The 22,206-nt window shown below is 72.1% G+C and carries 20 protein-coding genes; 11 read left to right on the top strand and 9 right to left on the bottom strand.

Features of this window, described 5'->3' with window-relative positions; all coding sequences use genetic code 11:
* Positions 1–71: 71 nt before the first annotated feature.
* Complete coding sequence (locus ADK36_RS29825; RefSeq protein ID WP_048581213.1) at positions 72–983, bottom strand: hypothetical protein; 912 nt, start codon at positions 981–983, stop codon at positions 72–74.
* A 226-nt stretch (positions 984–1,209) separates the two neighbouring features.
* Entirely contained in the window at positions 1,210–1,989 is a 780-nt protein-coding gene (locus ADK36_RS29820) for a hypothetical protein (protein ID WP_048581212.1), read from the bottom strand.
* A 221-nt stretch (positions 1,990–2,210) separates the two neighbouring features.
* On the opposite strand from ADK36_RS29820, the gene ADK36_RS29815 reads away from it, so the two are divergent.
* The gene (locus ADK36_RS29815) at positions 2,211–2,447 is read left to right on the top strand and encodes a DUF7683 domain-containing protein (RefSeq protein WP_048581211.1); all 237 of its coding nucleotides are present in this window, start codon (positions 2,211–2,213) and stop codon (positions 2,445–2,447) included.
* A 16-nt stretch (positions 2,448–2,463) separates the two neighbouring features.
* Here ADK36_RS29815 and ADK36_RS29810 read toward each other — a convergent pair whose 3' ends face one another.
* Positions 2,464–5,586, bottom strand: coding sequence for a sacsin N-terminal ATP-binding-like domain-containing protein (locus ADK36_RS29810; RefSeq protein WP_048581210.1), 3,123 nt, complete (start codon positions 5,584–5,586; stop codon positions 2,464–2,466).
* A gap of 99 nt (positions 5,587–5,685) precedes the next feature.
* Positions 5,686–6,612 (bottom strand): DUF3027 domain-containing protein, encoded by a 927-nt coding sequence (locus tag ADK36_RS29805; protein WP_048581209.1) that lies wholly within the window; start codon positions 6,610–6,612, stop codon positions 5,686–5,688.
* A 325-nt stretch (positions 6,613–6,937) separates the two neighbouring features.
* Between ADK36_RS29805 and ADK36_RS29800 the strand changes: the two genes are divergently transcribed.
* The 4 genes from ADK36_RS29800 (at position 6,938) to ADK36_RS29785 (ending at position 10,467) form a co-directional block, all read left to right on the top strand.
* On the top strand, positions 6,938–8,365 hold the full coding sequence (locus tag ADK36_RS29800) for an MFS transporter (RefSeq protein ID WP_048581208.1): 1,428 nt from the start codon (positions 6,938–6,940) through the stop codon (positions 8,363–8,365).
* Positions 8,366–8,445: 80 nt separating this feature from the next.
* Entirely contained in the window at positions 8,446–8,943 is a 498-nt protein-coding gene (locus ADK36_RS29795; RefSeq protein ID WP_199830277.1) for a DUF2771 domain-containing protein, read from the top strand.
* The gene (locus ADK36_RS29790) at positions 8,913–9,614 is read left to right on the top strand and encodes a futalosine hydrolase (protein WP_199830276.1); all 702 of its coding nucleotides are present in this window, start codon (positions 8,913–8,915) and stop codon (positions 9,612–9,614) included. Before ADK36_RS29795 ends, ADK36_RS29790 begins: the two co-directional genes overlap by 31 nt.
* The gene (locus tag ADK36_RS29785) at positions 9,604–10,467 is read left to right on the top strand and encodes a 1,4-dihydroxy-6-naphthoate synthase (protein ID WP_048581206.1); all 864 of its coding nucleotides are present in this window, start codon (positions 9,604–9,606) and stop codon (positions 10,465–10,467) included. The genes ADK36_RS29790 and ADK36_RS29785 overlap by 11 nt, the downstream gene beginning before the upstream one ends.
* A 161-nt stretch (positions 10,468–10,628) precedes the next feature.
* Here the strand turns inward: ADK36_RS29785 and ADK36_RS51165 are convergent, their stop codons facing one another.
* Positions 10,629–11,012: a cold-shock protein gene (locus ADK36_RS51165; protein WP_048581205.1), complete on the bottom strand. Its 384-nt coding sequence runs from the start codon at positions 11,010–11,012 to the stop codon at positions 10,629–10,631.
* Between the two features lie 165 nt (positions 11,013–11,177).
* Between ADK36_RS51165 and ADK36_RS50575 the strand changes: the two genes are divergently transcribed.
* Positions 11,178–11,429, top strand: a complete 252-nt coding sequence (locus ADK36_RS50575) for a hypothetical protein (protein ID WP_053215189.1) — start codon at positions 11,178–11,180, stop codon at positions 11,427–11,429.
* On the opposite strand, the gene ADK36_RS29775 is transcribed toward ADK36_RS50575, so the two are convergent.
* Both ADK36_RS29775 and ADK36_RS29770 read right to left on the bottom strand, forming a co-directional pair.
* The gene (locus tag ADK36_RS29775; RefSeq protein WP_048581204.1) at positions 11,405–12,034 is read right to left on the bottom strand and encodes an HAD family hydrolase; all 630 of its coding nucleotides are present in this window, start codon (positions 12,032–12,034) and stop codon (positions 11,405–11,407) included. The two genes, ADK36_RS50575 and ADK36_RS29775, sit on opposite strands and share 25 nt — an antisense overlap.
* A gap of 51 nt (positions 12,035–12,085) precedes the next feature.
* Positions 12,086–13,084 (bottom strand): hypothetical protein, encoded by a 999-nt coding sequence (locus ADK36_RS29770; protein ID WP_048581203.1) that lies wholly within the window; start codon positions 13,082–13,084, stop codon positions 12,086–12,088.
* Positions 13,085–13,214: 130 nt separating this feature from the next.
* On the opposite strand from ADK36_RS29770, the gene ADK36_RS29765 reads away from it, so the two are divergent.
* The 3 genes from ADK36_RS29765 (at position 13,215) to ADK36_RS29760 (ending at position 16,340) form a co-directional block, all read left to right on the top strand.
* Positions 13,215–15,749: a helicase C-terminal domain-containing protein gene (locus tag ADK36_RS29765; RefSeq protein WP_048581202.1), complete on the top strand. Its 2,535-nt coding sequence runs from the start codon at positions 13,215–13,217 to the stop codon at positions 15,747–15,749.
* A 168-nt stretch (positions 15,750–15,917) separates the two neighbouring features.
* Positions 15,918–16,046 carry a hypothetical protein gene (locus tag ADK36_RS51045; protein ID WP_267132852.1) on the top strand — a complete coding sequence of 43 codons (129 nt, stop codon included), beginning with the start codon at positions 15,918–15,920 and terminating at the stop codon, positions 16,044–16,046.
* Between the two features lie 81 nt (positions 16,047–16,127).
* A complete protein-coding gene (locus ADK36_RS29760) occupies positions 16,128–16,340 on the top strand; it encodes a hypothetical protein (protein WP_048581201.1) in 213 nt (70 codons plus the stop codon).
* Here the strand turns inward: ADK36_RS29760 and istB are convergent.
* A complete protein-coding gene (gene istB, locus ADK36_RS51160; protein WP_107086929.1) occupies positions 16,318–17,526 on the bottom strand; it encodes an IS21-like element helper ATPase IstB in 1,209 nt (402 codons plus the stop codon). The two genes, ADK36_RS29760 and istB, sit on opposite strands and share 23 nt — an antisense overlap.
* A 158-nt stretch (positions 17,527–17,684) precedes the next feature.
* Between istB and ADK36_RS29750 the strand changes: the two genes are divergently transcribed.
* Positions 17,685–19,328, top strand: a complete 1,644-nt coding sequence (locus tag ADK36_RS29750; RefSeq protein WP_048581199.1) for a DNA repair helicase XPB — start codon at positions 17,685–17,687, stop codon at positions 19,326–19,328.
* A gap of 10 nt (positions 19,329–19,338) precedes the next feature.
* Here ADK36_RS29750 and ADK36_RS29745 read toward each other — a convergent pair whose 3' ends face one another.
* Positions 19,339–19,518, bottom strand: coding sequence for a hypothetical protein (locus ADK36_RS29745; RefSeq protein ID WP_048581198.1), 180 nt, complete (start codon positions 19,516–19,518; stop codon positions 19,339–19,341).
* A 290-nt stretch (positions 19,519–19,808) separates the two neighbouring features.
* Between ADK36_RS29745 and ADK36_RS29740 the strand changes: the two genes are divergently transcribed.
* On the top strand, positions 19,809–21,866 hold the full coding sequence (locus ADK36_RS29740; protein ID WP_053199659.1) for a HelD family protein: 2,058 nt from the start codon (positions 19,809–19,811) through the stop codon (positions 21,864–21,866).
* The last annotated feature ends 340 nt before the right edge of the window (positions 21,867–22,206 follow it).

Here is a 22,206-nt window from a genome sequence, read left to right as displayed (position 1 = left end):
CACTGTGGCTTGTCGCGCCCACGCGGCGGAGCCGCAGATCGACACAGCCCCGCGCCCCTTGCGGGGCGCGCCTACTGGACGTCGATGAAATCGCCAGTGGCGTTGACGGCGGGCGTCGTCGTCGTGCCCGCGAAGGTGTAGCGGAAGTAGCCGTCCTGGGTGGCCTTGACGGTGGTCTTCAGCTCACCCGTCGAGTTCGTCTTGATGGTCTTCACCGTGGTGTAGGTGTTGCTGTTCTTCTTGCGGAACTGGAGGTTCACCGGCTGGCCGACGTAGCCGTGGTACTTGTTGTCCTCCCAGTTGGCGCGGGAGAGCTTGCCGGTGACCGTGATGGTCTTGCCCTTCTTCACCGGCTCCGGCGAGGCGTTGACCGTCAGCTTGGAGAAGCGCTGCATCAGCGTGGTGCCGAGGCCGCTCTGGCCCTTGTAGCCGACCTTGGTGATGTCGAAGGTCTCGCCCTGCGGGTCCTGGCCGTTGAAGGCGGTGGCCTCCGCGGCGGCCCGCCACGTGCCGGCGTCCGCGTTGACCAGCTCGTGGTCGCCCGGGTAGACGTCGATGGTGCCCTTGCAGTCGGCGGTGGTCGCGGAGGTCGCGGTGCACTTGGCCGGCTTGTTGCCGTAGAGCATGTTGTCCGGCGCGGTGGCGGAACCCCGGTAGATGATGGGGTCGGTGACGAAGTCGGCGGCGGTGATCTTGACGTCCGCGCCGTGGGTCAGCGTGTAGGTCACCGTGGTGGAGACGTGGTTGGTCGTGCCGACCTTGACCGTCTTGGCGATCTTGAAGTTGGAGAAGGAGACGTTCAGGGCGTACGGCTTGCCCTCCTCGGCGGCGGCCCTGCCGGACGCGGCGAGCGCCGCCTGGCGGATCTTCGCGACGTCCGCGCGGTAGGAGGCGGCGGAGTCGTCGGCCTGAGCGGCCGGCACGGCGAGGGCGGAGAGGGCCAGGGCGCCGGAGACGGCAGCCACGGTGGCTCTGATGCGCATGCGTTCCCCTGGTACGGAAAGGGGGCCCCGCTGGTCGTCGTTCCCTGCACTGCTGGTCACATCGGGGCCCGGGTGATCGTGGGACCTGTTGGTCCATGTGATCAGATAGGCGGCGGGCGCTGCCGGTTGTGCGGTGCATGCGGAATCTTCGTGAGCTTCGTCACGAACTCCCGTCTGTGGCCGGGAGTTCGTGACGCGTGCCCTGTTCCTGCTACAGCTCTGTCGCCTACTGCACGTCGACGAAGTCACCCGCGGCGTTGACCGCCGGGGTGGTCGAGGTGCCCGCGAAGGAGTAGCGGAAGTAGCCGTCGACGGACGCGGTGACCGTGGTCTTCAGGTCACCGGTGGTGCTCGTCTTGATGGTCTTGACGGTGGTGTAGGTGGTGGAGCTCTTCTTGCGGAACTGCAGCTTCACCGGCTGGGTGGAGTAGCCGTTGTACGTGCCGCGGTCCCAGTTGGCACGGGTCAGCTTGCCGGTGACCGTGATGGTCTTGCCCTTCTTCACGGGCTCCGGGGAGGCGTTGACCGTCAGCTTCGACAGGCGCTGCACGTTGAAGCTCTTGGCGTTGTCCTTCTGGACGTAGTCGGCGTCGTTGCCCGCCGCGATCGCCCAGACCTTCCAGCCGCCGGCCACGCTGTTGATCAGGTTGTAGCCCGGCTCGAGGTCGAAGGTGGACTTGCAGTTCGACGTCGTGGCGCTGACCACCGTGCAGGTGGCACGGCCGTCGCTGCTGTTGGCGACGGCGCCGGAGTCGGAGCTGTCGATGTTCGCACCGTGGTACAGGATCGCCTGGGCCCAGTCGACGCCAGAGTTGTCCTTGACGGTGAAGGAGACGGTGATGGTCTTCTTCGCGGTCGAACCGACGACCGCCGCCTTGCCACCGTTCACCACGACGTTCGAGATCGTCGTGTCGCCCTCGACCTCGTCGGCCTGAGCGGCCGGCACGGCAAGAGCGGAAAGGGCCAGAGCGCCGGTGACGACGCCGAGGGTGGCACGCATGCGCATGTGTTGTTCCCCACGTGGAGACGGGGCCCCTCGCCTGTCGCGCCCAGCGGCTCGTGGGGCGGTACGGGACCCGAGTGATCAGAGAGTCTGTTGACCCACGTGATCAGATTCGCGACGGATGCGAATGGTTGTACGTCTCGTGAGAAATTTGTGCGGGAGATTTCAAGATCGATGGGATCCTCGACGGGCCCGCTGATCCACGCCGCCCGGAAAGTGATGCTGTGACCGTTTACTTCCTCATCGTCCGCTATCTCAAGGACGAGGAACGGCCCGACGCGACCACCGACGTCACCGAGGTCGGCGGGGAAGCCTTCGGCGAACTCCTGGGGATGCCGCCGGAGCAGCTGGCCGACGTGTATCCGCTGACGCACAAGCACGCCGAGCGCGTCCGGCAGCTCACCGGGATCACGCTCGACCTGGAGACGTACGACTACTTCCTGGAAACCGAGGCGGACTGACCGTTCACGGGGATCGTCAGTCGAACCAGCGATCCCGCGCCAGCTCCCCCGTCCGCGAGGGATCCTCCAGCAGCGCCGCCACCTCGAACCGCCGCGGCCACTGCCCCGCCGCCCACGCGAGCCCCGCGGCGACACCCTCCAGCGTGGCGGCGTGCAGGGCACCGTCGTTGGTCAGCCGCCAGTCGATCTCGACGCCGTCGACGACGAGTTCCTCGTGCTCGACGTACGAGTCCGGGGTCCGCGCCCCGAGCAGCAGCCGTACCGACTCCGGTACGTCGCGCTCGGCGCCCTCGCTCGTCACCTCCCCGGTGACGGACTCGCTCAGCCGCCGCACCTGGAACAGCTCGGCCAGCTCGGCGGCCCGCGTCGGCCGTACCGGCAGCAGCGGCACGCCCTCGGTGAAGGGCAGCAGATCCGGTGAGTCGACGACCACCGCGTCGGCCGCGTCCACGACCTCGACCCGGCCGTCGATGACGGCCCGCAGCTCGTCCGGCAGGGTCACCTGATCGGGGTCCAGGTCGGCCAGGGCGCCGTACAGGGCGTGCAGTTGGGCGGAGGTGACGGGGCGGTCGGGGTCGGCGAGGCGGTCGAGGAGCTCGGCGGCGCCGCCCGGCTCGTCCAGCAGCGCGGCGACGGAGGTGCGCACCCCGAGCGCCCGCAGCACCTGCTCGTCGTCGAAGCCGGTGGCGTCGGCCTCGTCGTACAGGCCGCGCAGGAGCGGATCGCCGCCGGAGGCCAGCAGGCCCGCCGGGCGGCGGCCGTCCAGCACCGGGTTGCCCCGCAGCCACCAGGCGGTGTACGGCCGTACGACCTCATGCGTGCCGTCGGGCAGCAGGATCCGCACCTGCTGGGTCAGCGCGTCCCGCAGCGGCGGCTGGGCGAGCAGGGCGAGGGCCTGCGGCCACTTGTCGTCGTCCACCAGATCCAGGTCGCGTACGGCGATCAGCTCGGTGGCGACCGGCGGTACGGGCGTGTCCGGGAAGCGGTCGAGGATGTCCTCGCTCCAGACGTCGACGGCGTCCAGCAGGCCGGCGTCGTCGGGCTCGGCGAAGTCGCCCTCGCGCGGCTCCAGTTCATCGGGGTCGAGGACGACGTCCGTGGCCCGGACGAGGGCGAAGTTGGCGAGGACACCGCAGGCGGCGAGCGGCTGTTCGCCCCACTTCTCGGCCAGTTCGGCGTCGACGGTGGCGAGTTCGTCCTCGCGCATGACCTGGGCGAAGGGGCTGCCGGGGAGGACCAGTTCACCGGCCGGTGCCAACTCCCCCTCCTCGTCGGGCAGGGCGAGCGCGCCGAGCCACGGCTCGTCACCGGGCTCCAGGCCCGCGTCCCGCACCAGCGCGAGCACGGTGTCGGCGAGTTCCTCGGCGTCCGGGGCGTCCTCCTCCCAGCTCACCCCGCCGTCGTCGTCCAGGGAGGCGGCGACCGCGGCGCGCACCTGGGGCGTGGTGAGGACCGCGCGGGGCGTGGCCGGCAGGGCGCCGAGCTTCTCCAGGAGCGGGTGCGCGGCGTCCGGGTGGGCGACCTTGAGGCCGAGGCGGGCGAGGATCTCGGGGTCGACGGGTGCCCCGTCGGAGGCGGGGAGCAGGATCTGCCGGGGGCCGATCGTCGTGCGCCCGTCGGCCAGCGGCACCGGCAGCCCGGACAGCCGGTCCGGGTCGACCCCGGCGAGGCTGTCGTAGAGCCGCCGCCACCAGTCCGGCTCCTTCTCCAGCCCGGCCAGCCGGTCGACGGCGTCGGTGAGCGGGACGCGGGCGACGCCCAGGGTCCGCAGCTCCACGCGGCGTTCGAGCCCGGCGGGCAGGAGGGTGGGCAGGACCTCGGCGAGCACGCGCACGGTGTCGGCACCGGCGCCCTCGACGATCTCGGCGTCCCGCGGCCGGAGCGACTCGGGCAGTTCGGAGTCGTCCTCGGGCGGCTCGACGGCGGGCGGGAGGAAGGAGGTGCGGGGCAGCCGGTCCAGGACGGCCTGGCGCAGGGCGCCGTCCAGTTCGCCCTTGCCGAGCGGCCCGGGCACGAGGCCGATGACGCCCTCGCTCACGGGGCGCCAGTCGGCGAGCAGTTCGGCGTACGCGTCCGCCGCCCGCTGCACCAGGAAGTCGGTGAGCGGACCGGGCGCGGCGTGGCGGCGGGTGGTGTCGAGGGGGAAGGAGGCGATGAGGAGGGCGGGGACGCCGAGGGGTTCGTCGCTGGGCGTGGGCGCGTGGACGACGGGGGCGGTGCGGGGCCGGGCGGGCGTGCTGTCGGCGGCGTTGACGGGCACGGCCCAGGTGAGCGACCAGTGGGGACGCAGCCGCTCCTCCACCGGGCGGTCGGCGAGGAGGTCGGGGGTGAGCGGTCCGTCGGCGGCGGCCGTACGCCAGTGGGTGACGCCGTCGCGGGAGTCCTCCACGACCGTGAAAGGGCCGTCGGCACTGCGGCGCAGGGTGCGCGGCTCGTCGTCGCCGACCTCGATCACGACCTCCTCGAGGCCGGGCAGGGCGAGGAGCAGGGCGTCGTCGACGGTGCGCAGCAGCCGCTCGGCGAGGTCGGCGGCGGCGGTGTCGCGCAGCGGGAGGATGACGGCGGTGTCGTACGGATCGGGGGCGGTGCCCTCGGCGGCGAACGGCAGCCGGAGGAGCGGTACGTGCCCGTCCCGCCGGCGGACCTCGTCCCCGAGCCCCGGGCTGTGCCGCGCGGTCTCCCGGGCCAGCTCCCGGGCCTCGGCGAGGGACCACCGCACACCGCCGTGCCGCCCGACCACGGCGGGCTCGTCGGTGACGGAGACAACGGCGGCGAACCCGACACCGAAGCGCCCCACGGAAGCCGTGTCCCGCTTGGCCGAGGCACGCAGGGTGGACAGCGACTCGACGCCGCCCGCGTCCAGCGGAGCACCGGTGTTGGCGGCGACGAGAACACCCTCGCGGAGGGTGAGCCGAAGGCGCCCGGCCACCCCTGCCCTGGCGGCGGCGTCGGCGGCGTTCTGAGCGAGCTCGACGACGAGCCGGTCCCGGTACCCGCCGAGGACGAGGTCCTCCTCGGCGTTGGCGTCCTCACGGAAGCGGGCGGGGCTGGTGGCCCAGGCGTCCAGGACCCCGCGCCGCAGACGGGCCGTACCGAAGGGGTCGGCGCCTTCGGCCGCGGGCCGCACGAACTTGCTCACGTTGACTCTCCTCATCGGCTGACGATGAAGGTACCGCCTGGGAAGCGGGGTACGGAGCACAGGTTGGGCCACCCGCTGACACGCGGGAACGCGTACGTCCTAGGAGTGCCCCAGCTCCGCCGAGTCCTCGTCCGCCCCCACCGGCACCGACCCCGAGTCCGCCGCCGGACGCAGCGGGAACGGGTCCACCCGCGTCTCGTCGATCACCGGCGGAGCCGGACGCGGGGGCTTGGGCATCACGGCCGCCTCGGAGTGGCCGCCGCAGCCGTACGTCAGGGACACCACCCGGCCGTCGGCCGGGGCGAACTCGTTCGCGCAGACACCGAAGGCCTGGCCCAGGGAGCCGCCGATGGGGGCCAGGAAGCCACAGGTGACACAGGAGGCCGGGGCCGCCTGGGCCATGGGGGTCTTCGCCCCGTACGCCTCTTCCCAGCGGTCCGCGGCGACGTGGAGGCCGTAGCGGGACAGGACGCGGGCGCGGCGCATGCCCAGTTCCTCGGCGACCGCGGCGATCGAGCCACGGGAGGGGGCGACCGGGAGGTTCGCGGGGGTGGCCGCCGTGACCTCGGCGTCCTCCGCCTCGACCAGTTCCGCCATCTCCTCCGAGACGGGCGAGTTCGGCCCGGGTTCGTCCTCCCCGGAGTAGCCGGGCTCCAGGCGGAGGTCCTCGGCGTCCGTGGGGAGCAGGTCGCCGGGGCCCATGTCGCCGGGGCGCAGGCGCTCGCTCCAGGGCACCCACTCGGGGGCCAGGAGGGCGTCCGGGCCCGGGAGCAGGACCACCTCGTCCAGCGTGACGACCTTGGCGCGCGATGCCCGCGCCACCGTCACCGCCCAGCGCCAGCCGCGGTACCCGAACTCCTTGCACTCGAAGAAGTGCGTGACAACGCGGTCGCCCTCGGAGACCAGACCCGCGTGCTCGCCCACGACGCCGGGCGCGGCGGCCTCCTCGGCGGCACTGCGGGCGAGGTCGACCGCCTCGGCGCACAGACGGTCGGGGGTGCGGCTTCGCGTTGTCGCTGCGCTCACAGGTATCGCTTCTCTCCTACGCCGTCTCTCGGGTGCGGTGCCCTTGAGGCGACGGAACAGACGGAGCGGACCTGTGGGCCGCGTCGACGTCCGCATCCGAATCGCGCTCGGGCGCACCTACGTCATCCATTGTGCGGGATGGCTGAGATACGCACGCTACCTGCTCGCGGGCGCTGGGCCTACACCGACGGTCCATTCACCGCTGCGCGGCGGGTGGCGGAACCTTCTCGTCGAGCCGACGGTTGCCCTCCGCCGATGCGGGACCTTGCCCCCCATACGCGCCGTAACCGCACTACCCGCCCTCACTTCGGGGCACTATTGCGTCGTGGCAACCGCGAAGCAGCCCGAAGGAGCCACCGGCATCGGTGGCGCCAAGGGCGGCCGCAGGCGAGGCGGCGGAACGGGCCGGAGGCGCGGCTCCTTCCGTGCGGTCGGCCGTGCCCTGCACTTCCCGTTCACCGGAACCGCACGCGGTATCCGCAAGGCCACCCACGCGCACGGGGCGGGCGAGTCCGGCCTCGGCAAGCTGATCGAGCTGCACGGGGTGAACGGCGCCGGCGACATGATGATCACCGTCGCCCTCGCCTCCACCGTCTTCTTCTCCGTCCCCACCGACGAGGCGCGCGGCCGGGTCGCCCTCTACCTCGGCATCACCATGGCACCGTTCACCGTCCTCGCGCCGGTGATCGGCCCGCTCCTCGACCGCGTCCCCCACGGCCGGCGCGCCGCGATGGCCGGGGCCATGTTCGCCCGGGCGATGCTCGCGCTGGTCCTGGCCGGAGCCGTCGTCACCGGCAGTATCGAGCTCTATCCGGCCGCGCTCGGGGTGCTGGTCGCCTCGAAGGCCTACGGCGTCGTCAGGAGCGCCGTGGTGCCCCGGCTGCTGCCACCCCGCTTCTCCCTGGTGAAGGCCAATTCCCGGGTCACCCTCGGCGGCCTCCTCGCCACCGGCATCGCCGCGCCCATCGGCGCGGGACTCCAGGCGCTCGGGCCGCGCTATCCGCTGTACGGCGCCTTCCTGATCTTCATCGCCGGTACGTTCCTGTCGTTCACGCTGCCGCCGAAGGTCGACTCGGCCAAGGGTGAGGACACCGCGCTGCTCGCGGCCGACGAGCAGCATCTGCACGGCCCGCACCGCCAGCCCGTCAAGCGCCCCGGGCTGCGCACGGTCGGTATCGCCGTCACCCACGCCCTCGGCGCCAACGCCGCCCTGCGCTGCCTCTCCGGCTTCCTGATCTTCTTCCTCGCGTTCCTGCTGCGCGAGCACCCGATGTCCGGCCAGAGCGCGGCCGTGTCGCTGGGCATAGTGGCCGCCTCGGCCGGGATCGGCAACGCCTGCGGCACGGCGGTCGGCGCGTGGCTGCGCTCCCGGGCGCCCGAGATCATCATCGTGACGGTGGTGGGCTTCGTGCTGCTCGCGGCGCTCACGGCCGCGACCTTCTTCGGCGCGATCCTGGTGGCGTTCCTGGCGGCGACGGCCGGGTTCGCGCAGGCGCTGGCCAAGCTGTCCCTGGACGCGCTGATCCAGCGGGACGTGCCCGAACTGGTCCGTACGTCGGCCTTCGCGCGCTCCGAGACGCTGCTCCAGGTCTCCTGGGTACTCGGCGGAGCGATCGGCATCGTGCTGCCGCTGAAGGGCTCCCTGGGCCTGCTGGTGGGCGCGGGGATCGTCGCCGTCGGCTGGCTGACCACCATCAAGGGCCTGATCGGCTCGGCCCGGCACGGCGGCCGCACCCGGCCGCACGTGGCCTGACACGCCCACCCACGCCCGTCACGCGGGGCACGCCGCCCCCGCATAGAGAGAGCGTCACACGGGCCCGATAACCTTCGCCCATGACCACGATGCCACGCGGCGGAGCCGCTATCGTCCGCGCCGTTGTGCGACGCCGCCGCGCGCTCGCCGCCGCCGGCGCCGTTTCCGCTGGACTGCTCGTCCTGTCGGCCTGCGACAAGCCGACCCCGATGGCGACGATCACCGTCGGCACCTCCTCCGTCAACGCGGAAGCCACCTGTGGTGGTGAGGGCGACGCCCTGAAGTCCGCGGACCTGGCCAAGTGCCTGAAGGACAAGGACATCGAGTCCATCAAGGTGGACCCCGACGACACCGTCCGCTTCGGCGTCGACCCGGAGATCGCCGACGAGGGCTGGACCATCCTCATGAACGGCCAGCCGCTCACCGACTCCAGCACCAAGACCTACCGCACCGTCCCGGGCAGCGTGTTCTTCAACGCGCAGTACGGCGCCAGCGGCGACTCCACGCTCGTCTCCATCAAGGAGGGCGAGCAGGACGTGACGGGCCTGTGGTCCTTCAAGCTCAAGAAGGACAGCTGACCACGTCCGCCGTACGACTCCTGGTGGCCACCGCCGTCCCGGCTGAGCGGGACGCGGTGGCTCAGGCGCTCGACCTGCCCGGCGTCGACGTGATCGCCGTTGGCGTGGGCCCCGCCCGGGCCGCCGCCGCCACCGCCACCGCCCTCACCCGGGCCGCCCTCGAAGGCGCCCCCTACGGCCTGGCCGTCTCCGCCGGCATCGCGGGCGGGTTCGCCCCGCACGCCCCCGTCGGCTCCCTCGTCGTCGCCGACGAGATCACGGCCGCCGACCTGGGCGCGGAGACCCCCGACGGCTTCCTGCCCGTCACCGAGCTGGGCTTCGGCACCGTCACCCACCGTCCGCCGGAAGCACTCGTACGAGAAGTGGCGACCGCCGCCGGCGCCCGCCCCGGCGCCGTCCTCACCGTCTCCACCGTGACCGGCACCGCCGTGCGCGCCGCGCGGCTGCGCGAGCGCCATCCCACCGCGCTGGCCGAGGCCATGGAGGGCTTCGGCGTCGCCGAGGCCGCCGCCGCGCACGGCACGCCCGTACTGGAGCTGCGCGCGGTCTCCAACCCCGTCGGCCCGCGCGACCGCGCCGCCTGGCGCATCGGCGACGCCCTCGCGGCCCTCAACGAGGCGTTCGGGAAGCTCGCACCCGTCCTGGAAGGTTGGCACCCGCATGACCGGTGAGCAGCAGCAGCGACAGACCGTGCAGATCGCGTACTCCCCCTGCCCGAACGACACCTTCGTCTTCGACGCCCTCGCCCACGACCGCGTCCCCGGCGCCCCCACGCTCGACGTCACCTTCGCGGACATCGACATCACCAACGGCATGGCCGAGCGCGGCGAGTTCGACGTGCTGAAGGTGTCGTACGCCGTCCTGCCGTACGTCCTCGACGAGTACGCCCTGCTGCCCTGCGGGGGCGCGCTGGGCCGGGGTTGCGGCCCGCTGGTGCTGACGCGGGAGGAGGGGGTGGACCTCACCGGCCGTACGGTCGCGGTGCCGAGCGAGAGGTCGACGGCGTATCTCCTCTTCCGCCTCTGGGCGGCGGACACGCTCCCCGACGGCGTCGGCGAGATCGTCGTGATGCCGTTCCACGAGATCATGCCCGCCGTGCGGGACGGGAAGGTCGACGCGGGGCTCGTCATCCACGAGGCGCGCTTCACGTACCAGAACTACGGCCTGCACAAGCTGGCCGACATGGGCGAGCACTGGGAGAGCACGACGGGTCTGCCCATCCCCCTGGGCGCGATCATCGCCAAGCGGTCGCTGGGCGCACAGAAGTTGCTGCTCCTGGCCGACTCGATCCGCACCTCCGTACGGGCCGCCTGGGACGACCCCGAGGCGTCGCGTCCGTATGTCATGGAGCACGCCCAGGAGATGGACCCGGCCGTCGCGGACCAGCACATCGGCCTGTACGTCAACGAGTTCACGTCCGACCTCGGCGAGGACGGCTACGCGGCCGTACGCGGACTGCTCACCCGCGCGGCGGCCGAGGGCCTGGTTCCGCCCCTCGGGCCCGAAGCCCTGTCTTTTCCCTGAACCCCCGCGCCCCTGAACCGACGCGCAGGAGCTGACGCGCAGAAGCCGAGGGGCTGGTGTCGCCCCTCGGCCCGGTTACGTTGGATTTCCCGTAAGAACGCGTAAGCCCGCGCAAACCTGTCCGTTTAAGACCGGTAAGCCCGGCAACTGCCTGGAAGTTCCTATACGTCGAGCTGGTCGGCGACCGCCCGCAGCAGCCCGGCGATCTTCTTGCCGGCGGCCTTGTCGGGGTAGCGGCCCCGCTCCAGCATCGGCGTGATGTTCTCCAGGACGGTCGTCAAATCCTGGACGATGGAGGCCAGTTCGTCCGGCTTCTTGCGCTGGGCGGCCGCGACCGAGGGGGTCGGGTCGAGAATCGCGACCGAAAGTGCCTGGTCACCGCGCTGACCGGCGACCACCCCGAACTCCACTCGCTGTCCCGGCTTGAGTGTGTCTACTCCGGCGGGGAGGACCGAGGAATGAACGAAGACGTCACCGCCGTCGTCGCGGGAGAGAAAGCCGAAGCCCTTCTCGCTGTTGAACCACTTGACCTTGCCGGTAGGCACGTCTGTCCTCGTCCTCGTACTCGTCGGAAAACTGCTTCTGAAAACGGCTCTTGATAGCACTACAGCGGGTCGACCATGACCCGCCGCTACCAAGGCTAATGCTCCCGGAGCCGGTGACAAGACGTCGCCCGGTTGTTCCTTCGCGCAGGGAACTACCCTGGTCCGGTGCGTGACAAAACCCAAACGAATTCCGCCGCTCCCGGTGACCGACTGATCCGTGCCGGTGCGGTCGTCTTCTTCATCGGTGCTGTGGCCACTCTGGTCACCGTGGCCCCGTTCCTGCTCGGAACGACGCCATTTCCCACATACATGTTCGGATTGAGCATGCTCATGGGCGTCGGATTCCTCGTCGCCGGTGCGGGGGTGCTCCGCTCGGTCGCGGCGGGGCGACGTCAGGCGCGTGGCGCGGCCAGGTAGCCGGAGAGCCAGTCCGGGAACTCCGTCAGGTCCGTGAGGACGACGTCCGCGCCGAGCTCGCCGAGTTCCGCCGCGCTGTAGGGCCCGGTCGCCACGGTGACGGACAGCGCGTCGGCCGCGCGGGCGGCACGGATGTCTCCCTGGTGGTCGCCGACGTAGACGCCCGACGCGTACTCGCGCAGGGCCTCGGCCTTCTGCTCGGCCCAGAGGTTGCCGATGACCGCGTCGGGCTGGATGCCGAGGTGTTCCAGGTGCAGTTTGGCGTTCGGTTCGTACTTGGCGGTGACGACGATCGCGCGGCCGCCCGCGTCCCGTACGGCGGTGATCGCCTCGCGGGCGCCGGGGAGTGCGGGGGTGGCGGTGATGGCTATCGCCGGGTACATCTCGCGGTAGAGGTCGGTCATGGCCTCGACCTGTTCCGCCGGGAACCAGTTGATCAGCTCGTCGGCGAGGGGCGGTCCCAGCCGGGTGATCGCCAGGTCGGCGTCGATGCGGGTCCCTGTGCGCGCGGACAGCGCCGTGTAGCAGGCGTGGATGCCGGGGCGGGAGTCTATGAGGGTCATGTCGAGGTCGAAGCCGACGGTGAGGGAAGCCATGTGGGTCATTGTGCCCAGCCCGCGCCACTGAGGTCGGTCACCTCGCCCCCGTTCGGGGCGCTACTGCTGCCTCTGTGATCGCCAGACGATGAACAGCGCCGACGCCACCGCCGCTCCCCGCAGTACCCAGGGCCAGGTCTCGCTGAGCGCGGCGTTCATGTGGCCCTCCGCGATGGGGTCGCCCCAGCGGCCGTTGGTGCGGCCCCACAGCCAGACGACGCCGGCGGTGAGGGACAGGCCGGGCAGGATCACGACCGCCCACTTCGTCTCGGCGTCGCTCAGCCGTCGCGAGCCCCAGGCGATGAGCCAGCCGAGGAGCAGGACGACGAGGTGACCGAGGACCGCGCCGACGACGAGGAGGGCGGCGGCGAGCAGGAGGAGGGGGTTGCTCCAGCGGCCGGACGGGAGGGTCGGCCGACGGATGAGGCGACGGCGACGGGAGGTTTCCGGCACCTCGGCCTCGGCCTCGATCACGGCGTCCGCTTCAGGTTCCTCGACCGGCTCCTTCTTCCGGAGCCGCGTCTCCTCCTGCGCGGGCGGGCGCCTGAGCATCTCCGGGATCTCGACGCCGCCGACGAATCCCGGGACGTCCTCGCCGGGCCCGAACGTGCTGCTGTCCACCCGCCACCAGTCCGGCTGGAGCGCGCTTCCCCCGAGGTCCGCGGTGCTGGCGAGGTGCGGCGGCGGGGGCGCGTCGTCGGGCCGGGCCGGGGCCTCGGCGGGGCGCGGGCGGGGCACGATCCGGCGCAGGCCCTTGGGTCGTTCGTCGTGGTCCGCGCCGTCCGGTTGCACCGGCACGGAGGTGACCGGCGCCTGGGGCGCGGGGGCGGCGGTGCCTCCGGCGGCGGCGACGACCTCGTCCGGGGTGCCGAGGCGGGCGATGATGCGGCGGACGGCGGCGGGACTGTCGACGGCGGCCTTGGCGCGACGCCGGTCGATCTCGCCCCGCAGCTCGTTCACCAGGCGCATGCGGGTGCCCGACGGCAGCTGCCGCTGCTGCGCCACGTCACCGACGCGGCTCAGATACTCGTAGACGACCTGGTCGCTCTCGATCCCCACGAAGTCCCCTCCGGGGTGGGTGTGCTGAAGCCCGGTGGGGACGACGTTAGCGCAGGACAGGGGTGCCAGGTCCGGGCCGGACCCGGGCGGTCCCTCTTGCCGCCGGAGGCAACCCGCTAACGTGGGCAGGATGAGCGACCCGGCTACACCGCCCCGTTCCCTCGCGGAAGCGCTCCGCGTGCGGGACGACGCCTCCCTGGCCGTACTTCTGCGCAGCCGCCCCGACCTCATCACCCCCGTCCCGACGGACCTCACACAGCTGGCGACCCGGGCCGGCACCCGGGCCTCCGTCGTGCGGGCCCTGGAACGGCTGGACCGCCTCGCGTTGCAGACGGCGGAGGCGCTGGCCGTGGCGGCGGATCCGGCGACGTACGACGAACTGCTCGCGCTGATGGCCGGCGACGCGGGCGACCCGGCCGTCGCCGGGGCGCTGCCGCACGCTCTCGGGACGCTGCGCGAGCAGGCCCTGGTGTGGGGCGCCGACGACCGGCTGCGGCTGGTGCGTACGGCACGTGAGCTGCTGGCGCCCTCGCCGCAGCACCCGTCCCCCACCGGGCTGGGCCCGACCGTGCAGGAAGCCACCGCGGGTATGTCGCCGGGCCGTATCCAGGAGATCGTCACGACGGCCGGGCTGCCCTCGACCCACGACGCCGTGTCCGCCGTGTCGTCGCTGTCCGCCCTGTTCAGCGACCGGCGGCGGATGGCGGCCCTGCTCGCCGACGCCCCGGAGGAGTCCCGGGAGGTCCTCTCCCGCCTGGTCTGGGGGCCGCCGTACGGCCAGGTCACCGCGGACCCGGCCCCGCGCCTGCGCTGGCTCCTGGACCGCGGCCTGCTCCTGCCCACCGCGCCCGGCACGGTCGTACTCCCCCGCGAGGTCGCCCTGCATCTGCGGGCCGGCCGCGCGCACCGCACCACGGAGCCGCTGCCGCCGCCCGTCGAGGCGGCCGCGACGCACCGTCCACAGGTTGTGGACGCGGCCGCGGCCGGGCAGGCGTACACCGCGCTGGCGACCGTCGAGGAGCTGCTGAAGGACTGGCACGAGGGCGGGCCCACCGTGCTGCGGGCGGGCGGCCTGAGCGTGCGTGACCTCAAGCGCACCGCCGTCGCCCTCGACGTGTCCGAACCCCTGGCCGCCTTCTGGGTCGAGCTCGCCTACGCCGCCGGGCTGCTGGCCTCCGACGGCGAGCCCGACGAACGGTACGCGGCGACCCCCGCCTACGACGAGTGGCTGGAGCAGCCCCCCGCCCAGCGCTGGGCCCTGCTGGCGCAGGCGTGGCTGACGGCGACGCGCACCGCGGGCGTGGTCGGCGGACGGGACACGAAGGACCGTACGTTGTCGGCGCTGGGCCCCGGCCTGGACCGCTCGGCCGCGCCGGAGGTACGGCACCGGGTGCTGACCCTCCTCGCCGGCCTGCCGGAGGGGGCGTCCCCGTCCACCGAGTCGGTGCTGGCCCGCCTGCGCTGGGAGCGTCCGCTCCGGGGACCCCAGCAGGACGACGACCTGCGGGGCCGCCTCGCCCGGTGGACGCTGAGCGAGGCGGAGATGCTCGGGGTGACGGGGCGGGGGGCGTTGTCGGCGCACGGACGGGCACTGCTGGGCGCGCCGCAGCCGGAACCGGCGGCCGAGGAGCAGCCGGCCGGCCCCGGCGACAAACTCCCCGTGCACCACCGCCCGGCCCCGCCCCCGGAACCCCTCTCCCCCACCGAACAGGCCACCGCCTCCGCCACGGCCGCCCGTCTCCTGGCCCCCCTCCTCCCCGAGCCGCTGGACCACGTCCTCCTCCAGGCCGACCTGACGGCCGTGGCACCCGGCCCGCTGCGACGACCGCTGGCCGACATGCTGAGCGTGCTCGCGGACGTCGAGTCGAAGGGCGGTGCGACGGTGTACCGGTTCACGCCCGGCTCGGTACGCCGCGCCCTCGACGCCGGCCGCAGCGCCTCCGACCTGCACGCCTTCCTCGCCGAGCACTCCCGGACGCCGGTGCCGCAGCCGCTGGCGTACCTGATCGACGACGTGGCCCGTAAGCACGGCCATCTGCGGGTGGGCGCGGCCTCCGGGTACGTCCGCTGCGACGACGACGCGGTGCTGAACGAGATCCTCGCCGACAAGCGGGCCGCGGGTCTGCGCCTGCGCCGACTGGCCCCGACGGTCCTGGCCACCCACACGGATCCGGCCACGCTGCTGGAGGGCCTGCGCGCGATGGGCTTCGCGCCGGCCGCCGAGTCGGCGGAGGGCGACGTCCTGATCACCCGCGCCGACGCCCACCGCACACCGCCGCGCACGGCGCCCGAGCCGGTCCCGGACGGCCCGCCGACGCCGGACGCCACCCTGCTGGCGGCCGCGATCCGCGCCATCCGCGCGGGCGACCTCGCCTCCACGACCCCACGCAAGCCGAGCGCGACCGGCCCCGCCGTGACCGGCGGCGAGCTGCCCCGCACCACCCCCGCGGAGACCCTCGCCACCATGCAGGCCGCCGTCCTGACCGGCGAGGCGCTGTGGATCGGGTACGTCAACGCCGAGGGCGCCGCCAGTCAGCGGGTGATCGCGCCGGTGCGGGTGGAGGGCGGGTTCGTGACGGCGTACGACCACACGGCGGACGAGGTGCGGACGTATCCGCTGCACCGGATCACGGGGGTGGCGGAACTGGCGGACGACCAGACCTGACGGCACCCCACCCGTTCGGGTGTACGCGGCGGTTCATGCGCGCCACGCCGGGCTTGTCCAACTGTTGAGCGACCTTCGGGACCTTTCCGCATCGCGTCTCACGGCGCAGGGCAGCCACCGGGTGTCCTGATCACGCTCAAGTGAGCGCAACAGAGAGGTAGTTGTCCCATGCGCACAGCTCGTCGCCTTGCCACCGTCCTGGCCGCCGCAGCCCTGATGATGGGCGCCTTCACCGCCCAGGCCGCAGCGATCGGCATCGACGCCGCCGGGCTGGTCATCGAGACCCCGCAGATCTGACGCGACCGCAGCGCACCCTCGGGCCGGCCCCGGCGTCCCAGGGCCGGCCCGCCCTCCGTACCTGAAAGGCCCTGAAGCCCCATGCGTCCCAAGCGCCCCGTCCGCACCCGTACCGCCGCCGTCGCCGTCCTCTGCTCGGCGGCCGCGATGGCTGCCGTCCTCACGCCCGAGGCCTCGGCGGCACCCCTGCCGCTCCCGGTGGCCGGGGCCGGAGGCGAGCCCATCGTCAACGTCGACGGGCACGTGTTCGCCCAGCCGCTGGTCAACAACCTCAATCTGCCCACGCTGAAGTAGCACGCCGCGTCCGATAGCTCTCCCCGTCGATCCGCACCAGCTCCGCGTGGTGGGCCAGCCGGTCCACCATCGCCAGGGCCGAGGGGCCGCCGAAGATCTCGTCCCAGCGGCCGAGCGGGCGGTCGCTGGTCACGATCAGCGAGGAGCGTTCGTAGCGGTGCGCGATCAGCTGGAAGAAGAGGCCGGCGGTGCCCGCGTCGAAGGGGGTGTAGCCGACCTCGTCGACGATCAGCACCGGGTGGTCGTCGAGCGCGGCCAGCTCCTCCGCGAGCCGCCCGGCGTCCCGCGCGCCGGCCAGCCGGGCCGCCCATTCCTCGGCGGTGGCGAACAGCACCGAGTGCCCGGCCTGGCAGGCCCGCACGCCGAGGCCGACGGCCAGATGCGTCTTGCCGGTGCCGGGCGGGCCGACGAAGACCACGTTGCGGCGGGCGGCGACGAAGTCCAGCTTGCCGAGCCGGGCCACCGTCTCCCGGTCGAAGGAGTGCGGATGCTCGGAGTCGAATTCCTCCAGCAGCTTGCGGGCCGGGAACCCGGCGGCGCGCAGCCGCTCCTCGACGCTGGGCTCGTCGTCGTGGCGTGACCCGGCCTGGGCCGGGACGAACGCCTTCGGGGACCGCACCTCCTCGGGGGCGGGCTCCTTGTGGGTCTCATGAGAGACCCGCTCGCTCTGCGCGGCCATCGGCCCCGACATGTACGCCAGGATCGCCGCCGACGCGATGAACGCCATGTGGATCACCGTGCCCCACAGCAGAGCGTGCCGCGAGGTGTGGTGGACGTCCACGAACATCTGGAGCAGATGGACGGAGGAGATGCCCACGATGGCGGTGGCGAGCTTGACCTTCAGCACGTTGGAGTTGACGTGCGAGAGCCACTCGGGCTGGTCGCGGTGGCCCTGGAGGCCGATGCGGGAGACGAACGTCTCATAGCCGCCGACGATCACCATGATCAGCAGGTTGGCGATCATCACGACGTCGACCAGCTTGAGCACGGCGAGCATGACGTACGTCTCGGTCGCCTGGCCGGTCACACAGCGGAGCACTAAGGTCCACAGCTCGTTGAAGAACTTGTAGACGTACACCCCCTGCGCGGCCACGAGGCCGAAGTACAGCGGGGCCTGTAGCCAACGGGTGGCGAACAGGGCGTACCCGAGGGGAGTGGTGGTGGTCGGGGACGAGTCACGAGAGATGGCCTGCACGGTCGCATTCTTCGCAGCCTCCGCCGTCCAGGTGAAACCACACCACTCACAGGAATGAAAAGACATCCTGTAGGACTCCGGAATCGACCAGGAATCGATCAGGCACACTGGACGTTTGGTCGGGTGGTCGAGCGGAAGGACTCACGCACGTGAACGGACCACTGATCGTCCAGTCGGACAAGACCCTGCTCCTGGAAGTCGATCACGAGCAGGCCGACGCGTGCCGTCGGGCGATCGCGGCGTTCGCGGAACTGGAGCGGGCGCCCGAGCACATCCACACCTACCGGGTGACGCCGCTCGGCCTGTGGAACGCGCGCGCGGCCGGGCACGACGCCGAGCAGGTCGTGGACGCGCTGGTGACGTACAGCCGCTACCCCGTGCCGCACGCGCTGCTGGTGGACATCGCCGACACGATGGACCGGTACGGCCGGCTGACGCTGAGCAAGCACCCGGCGCACGGCCTCGTCCTCACCACCACTGACCGCCCGGTCCTGGAGGAGGTGCTGCGCTCCAAGCGCATCGCACCGCTCGTCGGCGCCCGCCTCGACCCCGACACCGTCGCCGTGCACCCCTCCGAGCGCGGCCAGATCAAGCAGACGCTGCTGAAGCTGGGCTGGCCGGCCGAGGACCTCGCCGGGTACGTCGACGGCGAGGCGCACCACATCGAGCTGCACGAGGACGGCTGGGCGCTGCGGCCGTACCAGAAGCAGGCGGTGGAGAACTTCTGGCACGGCGGGAGCGGGGTCGTGGTGCTGCCCTGCGGCGCCGGGAAGACCCTGGTCGGCGCCGGGTCCATGGCCCAGGCGAAGTCGACCACCCTCATCCTCGTCACCAACACCGTCTCCGCCCGGCAGTGGAAGCACGAGCTGGTGAAGCGGACGTCGCTGACGGAGGACGAGATCGGGGAGTACAGCGGGACGAAGAAGGAGATCCGGCCCGTCACCATCGCGACGTACCAGGTCCTGACGACGAAGCGGAAGGGTGTCTATCCGCACCTGGAGCTCTTCGACTCCCGCGACTGGGGGCTCATCCTCTACGACGAGGTGCACCTGCTGCCCGCGCCGGTCTTCAAGTTCACGGCCGACCTTCAGGCCCGGCGCCGGCTCGGGCTGACCGCGACCCTCGTGCGGGAGGACGGCCGTGAGTCGGACGTGTTCTCACTGATCGGGCCGAAGCGGTTCGACGCCCCGTGGAAGGAGATCGAGGCGCAGGGCTACATCGCGCCCGCCGACTGCGTGGAGGTCCGCGTCAACCTCACCGACTCCGAGCGGCTCGCGTACGCCACCGCCGAGCAGGAGGAGAAGTACCGCTTCTGCGCGACCACCGCCACCAAGCGGAAGGTCACCGAGGCCATCGTCCGGCGTTTCGCCGGGCAGCAGATCCTGGTCATCGGCCAGTACATCGACCAGCTCGACGAACTAGGCGAGCACCTGAACGCCCCCGTGATCAAGGGCGAGACCTCCAACGCCCAGCGCGAGAAGCTCTTCGACGCCTTCCGGGAGGGCGAGATCAGCGTCCTCGTCGTGTCCAAGGTCGCCAACTTCTCCATCGACCTGCCGGAGGCCACGGTCGCCATCCAGGTCTCGGGCACCTTCGGCTCCCGCCAGGAGGAGGCGCAGCGGCTGGGACGGGTGCTGCGCCCGAAGGCCGACGGCCATCAGGCCCACTTCTACTCCGTCGTCGCCCGCGACACGATCGACCAGGACTTCGCCGCCCACCGCCAGCGCTTCCTGGCGGAGCAGGGGTACGCGTACCGGATCGTGGACGCGGACGAGATCCTTTCGGAGGGGTAGGACTACGGCGTCACTTGCGGCGGACGCCCGCCTCCTCGCCGTACTCACCGAGGATGATCACGTCGAAGGCCGCACCTGCGAACACCTTGACGGCACGCAGGGCTTCACCGAGGCGATGACGGTGGTTCCCCTGGAGCGCTGTCGCTCCGGGGGGACCCACGGGTGCTGGGTGGATGGTTGCTGCGCTCATGTCTCCATGATGCGTTCGCGGACATAAAGAGGGCATCGGCCTACGGGCCGAAGCCGCCTACTGCCCGCGTACGCCTCCGGACGGAGCGCGTACCCCCAGGGAGGAGGGCCTCGTCCCCTAGGGGACGGATGCCGGGCCGGATATTCGTTGGCGTTCGCCATCCCCGCTCACCTAAAATCTCCGCTCTTGCCTGCCTCCCCCCGCGGAGTGCCGCCGCCCGGACGGAAACCGGTCGGTTCTCTCGACCACCTGCCTGTCACCCACCTGTAGGTCCCTCCGGAGGCACCCCCTTGTCCACGCCCGTCGACGACGCCCTCGACCCGCTCGCCCGAGAGCGCTCCCATCTCGCCTCCTCCCGCTCCGCCCTGCGTGCCATGCGCGAGGACGTCGAGTCCCTCGACATCAGCGACGTCACCGCGAACTGGGTCAACGCCGAAGTCCTCGCCCGCCAGATCGACGAGCGCATCAAGGCGCTGGCCGATCTCAGCGACACCCCGCTGTTCTTCGGCCGGCTCGACTACCTGCACGCGCCCGGCGCGGAGCGGGCGGAAGGCGCGGCGGGCGAACACTTCTACATCGGGCGTCGGCATGTGCACGACGCAGAGGGCGACCCGATGGTCATCGACTGGCGCGCACCCGTCTCCCAGCCGTTCTACCGGGCGTCCAAGAAGGACCCGATGGACATCGCGCTGCGCCGCCGCTTCGGCTACACGGGCGGCGACCTCACGGCGTACGAGGACGAGCACCTGTCCGACCCGGCGGAGGCGGCCCGGACCAGCAAGCTGCTCCAGCAGGAGATCGAGCGCCCGCGCGTCGGCCCGATGCGCGACATCGTGGCGACGATCCAGCCGGAGCAGGACGAGATCGTGCGGTCGGGGCTCGGCGGGACGGTCTGCGTCCAGGGCGGCCCGGGCACCGGGAAGACGGCGGTGGGCCTGCACCGGGTCGCGTATCTCCTCTACGCCCATCGCGAGCGGCTCGCCCGCACCGGCACCCTCGTCATCGGGCCGAACAAGTCCTTCCTGCACTACATCGAGCAGGTCCTCCCGGCGCTGGGCGAGTTGACGGTCCGCCAGGCGACGGTGGACGACCTCGTCGCCCACGTCGAGGTGCGCGGCACGGACGACGCGGCGGCCGCGGTCGTCAAGGGCGACGCGAGGCTGGCGGAGGTGCTGCGACGGGCCGTCTACTCGCACGTGACCATGCCGACGGAGGCGGTCGTCGTCGTGCGCGGGTCGCGAAGGTGGCGCGTCCCGGCGTACGAAGTCGAGGAGATCGTCGGCGAGTTGCTCGCCCGCGACATCCGCTACGGCGCCGCCCGCGAGGCTCTTCCGCAGCGCATCGCGCACGCCGTGCTCGTCCAGATGGAACGGGCGGGCGAGGCGCCGGACGACCGGGTGCAGGACGCGGTGGCCCGCAACAGCGCGGTGAAGGCCGCCGTGAAGGAGATCTGGCCGCCGGTCGACCCGGCGAAGCTCGTACTGCGGCTGCTGTCGGACGCGGACTTCCTCGCCGTACACGCGGAGGGCGTGCTGAGCGCGGACGAGCAGAAGACGATCCTGTGGGCGAAGCCGGCGCGCAGCGTGAAGTCGGCCAAGTGGTCGGCCGCGGATGCCGTGCTGATCGACGAGGCGAACGACATCGTCGCGCGGACGCCCTCCCTGGGGCATGTCGTCCTCGACGAGGCACAGGACCTCTCCCCCATGCAGTACCGGGCGGTGGGCCGCCGCTGCACGACCGGTTCGGCGACGGTCCTCGGGGACCTGGCACAGGGGACGACTCCCTGGGCGACGCGGAGTTGGGACGAGGCGCTGGCCCACCTGGGCAAGTCGGAGGGGGTCATCGAGGAGCTGACGGCCGGCTTCCGCGTCCCGACGGACGTCATCACGTATGCCTCCCGCCTGCTCCCTTCGATCGCGCCGGGTTTGACGCCCGTGGCGTCGATCCGTGAGAACCCCGGGTTCTTCGAGGTTCGTCCGGCGTCGCGGGAGTCGGCGGACCCGGAAGTCGTCGCCGCCTGCGAGGAGTTGCTGCGCAACGAGGGCTCGATCGGCCTGATCGCCGCGGACGCCCGGATCCCCGCCCTGGCGGAGGCGCTGACGGAGGCGGGGATCAGCTACCTGGCCCCGGGTGAGGAGACGACCCGGCAGACCCGTCTGACGCTGGTCCCGGCGTCGCTCGCCAAGGGCCTGGAGTACGACTACGTCGTCCTGGACGAACCCCAGGCGGTGGTCGACGGCGAGCCGGACGAGCGGACGGGGTTGCGGCGGTTGTATGTCGCCCTGACGCGTGCGGTGTCGGGGTTGATCGTGGTGCATGGGGCGCCGTTGCCGGCGCAGTTGGGGTGACGGGGGCGAGGGTCGAGAGGCTCGGGGGTGGTGCGGTCTCGTCGCGGGCTGCGGGACAGATATGGCTGGTCGCGCCCACGCGGCGCAGCCGCACACCGACACAGCCCCGCACCCCTGGGGGCGTTGCAGCGGACGCGAGCCCGTAGCTGCGGACGCGGCGCCGTAGCTGCGGGCAGTCGTGCCGCTGGGGCGGCACGGGTGGGCGCGGCGGCACCCCGTAGCGCCGGGCTGCGCGACCCACCCCGGGCCAGCCCGCACGCCGGGTACCTACGAACCCCGCCCCGCTTACGAACCGCCGTCCAGCACAGCCCGCCACTGCGCCACAGCGGCAGCGGACACC

Origin of the sequence: Streptomyces viridochromogenes (assembly GCF_001270495.1) — a bacterium.
GTDB lineage: Bacteria > Actinomycetota > Actinomycetes > Streptomycetales > Streptomycetaceae > Streptomyces > Streptomyces viridochromogenes_A.
The sequence above is the reverse complement of the archived record's forward strand: the minus strand, read 5'-3'. Positions and strand labels throughout refer to the sequence as shown.

What these genes read in the sequence shown, in the direction of transcription:
- ADK36_RS29825 (WP_048581213.1), bottom strand. Translation starts at nt 983, where the DNA reads ATGCGCATCAGAGCCACCGTGGCTGCCGTCTCCGGCGCCCTGGCCCTC.
- ADK36_RS29820 (WP_048581212.1), bottom strand. Translation starts at nt 1,989, where the DNA reads ATGCGCATGCGTGCCACCCTCGGCGTCGTCACCGGCGCTCTGGCCCTT.
- ADK36_RS29795 (WP_199830277.1), top strand. Translation starts at nt 8,446, where the DNA reads ATGACCACGATGCCACGCGGCGGAGCCGCTATCGTCCGCGCCGTTGTG.
- ADK36_RS29785 (WP_048581206.1), top strand. Translation starts at nt 9,604, where the DNA reads ATGACCGGTGAGCAGCAGCAGCGACAGACCGTGCAGATCGCGTACTCC.
- ADK36_RS29775 (WP_048581204.1), bottom strand. Translation starts at nt 12,034, where the DNA reads ATGACCCACATGGCTTCCCTCACCGTCGGCTTCGACCTCGACATGACC.
- ADK36_RS29765 (WP_048581202.1), top strand. Translation starts at nt 13,215, where the DNA reads ATGAGCGACCCGGCTACACCGCCCCGTTCCCTCGCGGAAGCGCTCCGC.
- ADK36_RS51045 (WP_267132852.1), top strand. Translation starts at nt 15,918, where the DNA reads ATGCGCACAGCTCGTCGCCTTGCCACCGTCCTGGCCGCCGCAGCCCTG.
- ADK36_RS29760 (WP_048581201.1), top strand. Translation starts at nt 16,128, where the DNA reads ATGCGTCCCAAGCGCCCCGTCCGCACCCGTACCGCCGCCGTCGCCGTC.
- ADK36_RS29745 (WP_048581198.1), bottom strand. Translation starts at nt 19,518, where the DNA reads ATGAGCGCAGCAACCATCCACCCAGCACCCGTGGGTCCCCCCGGAGCG.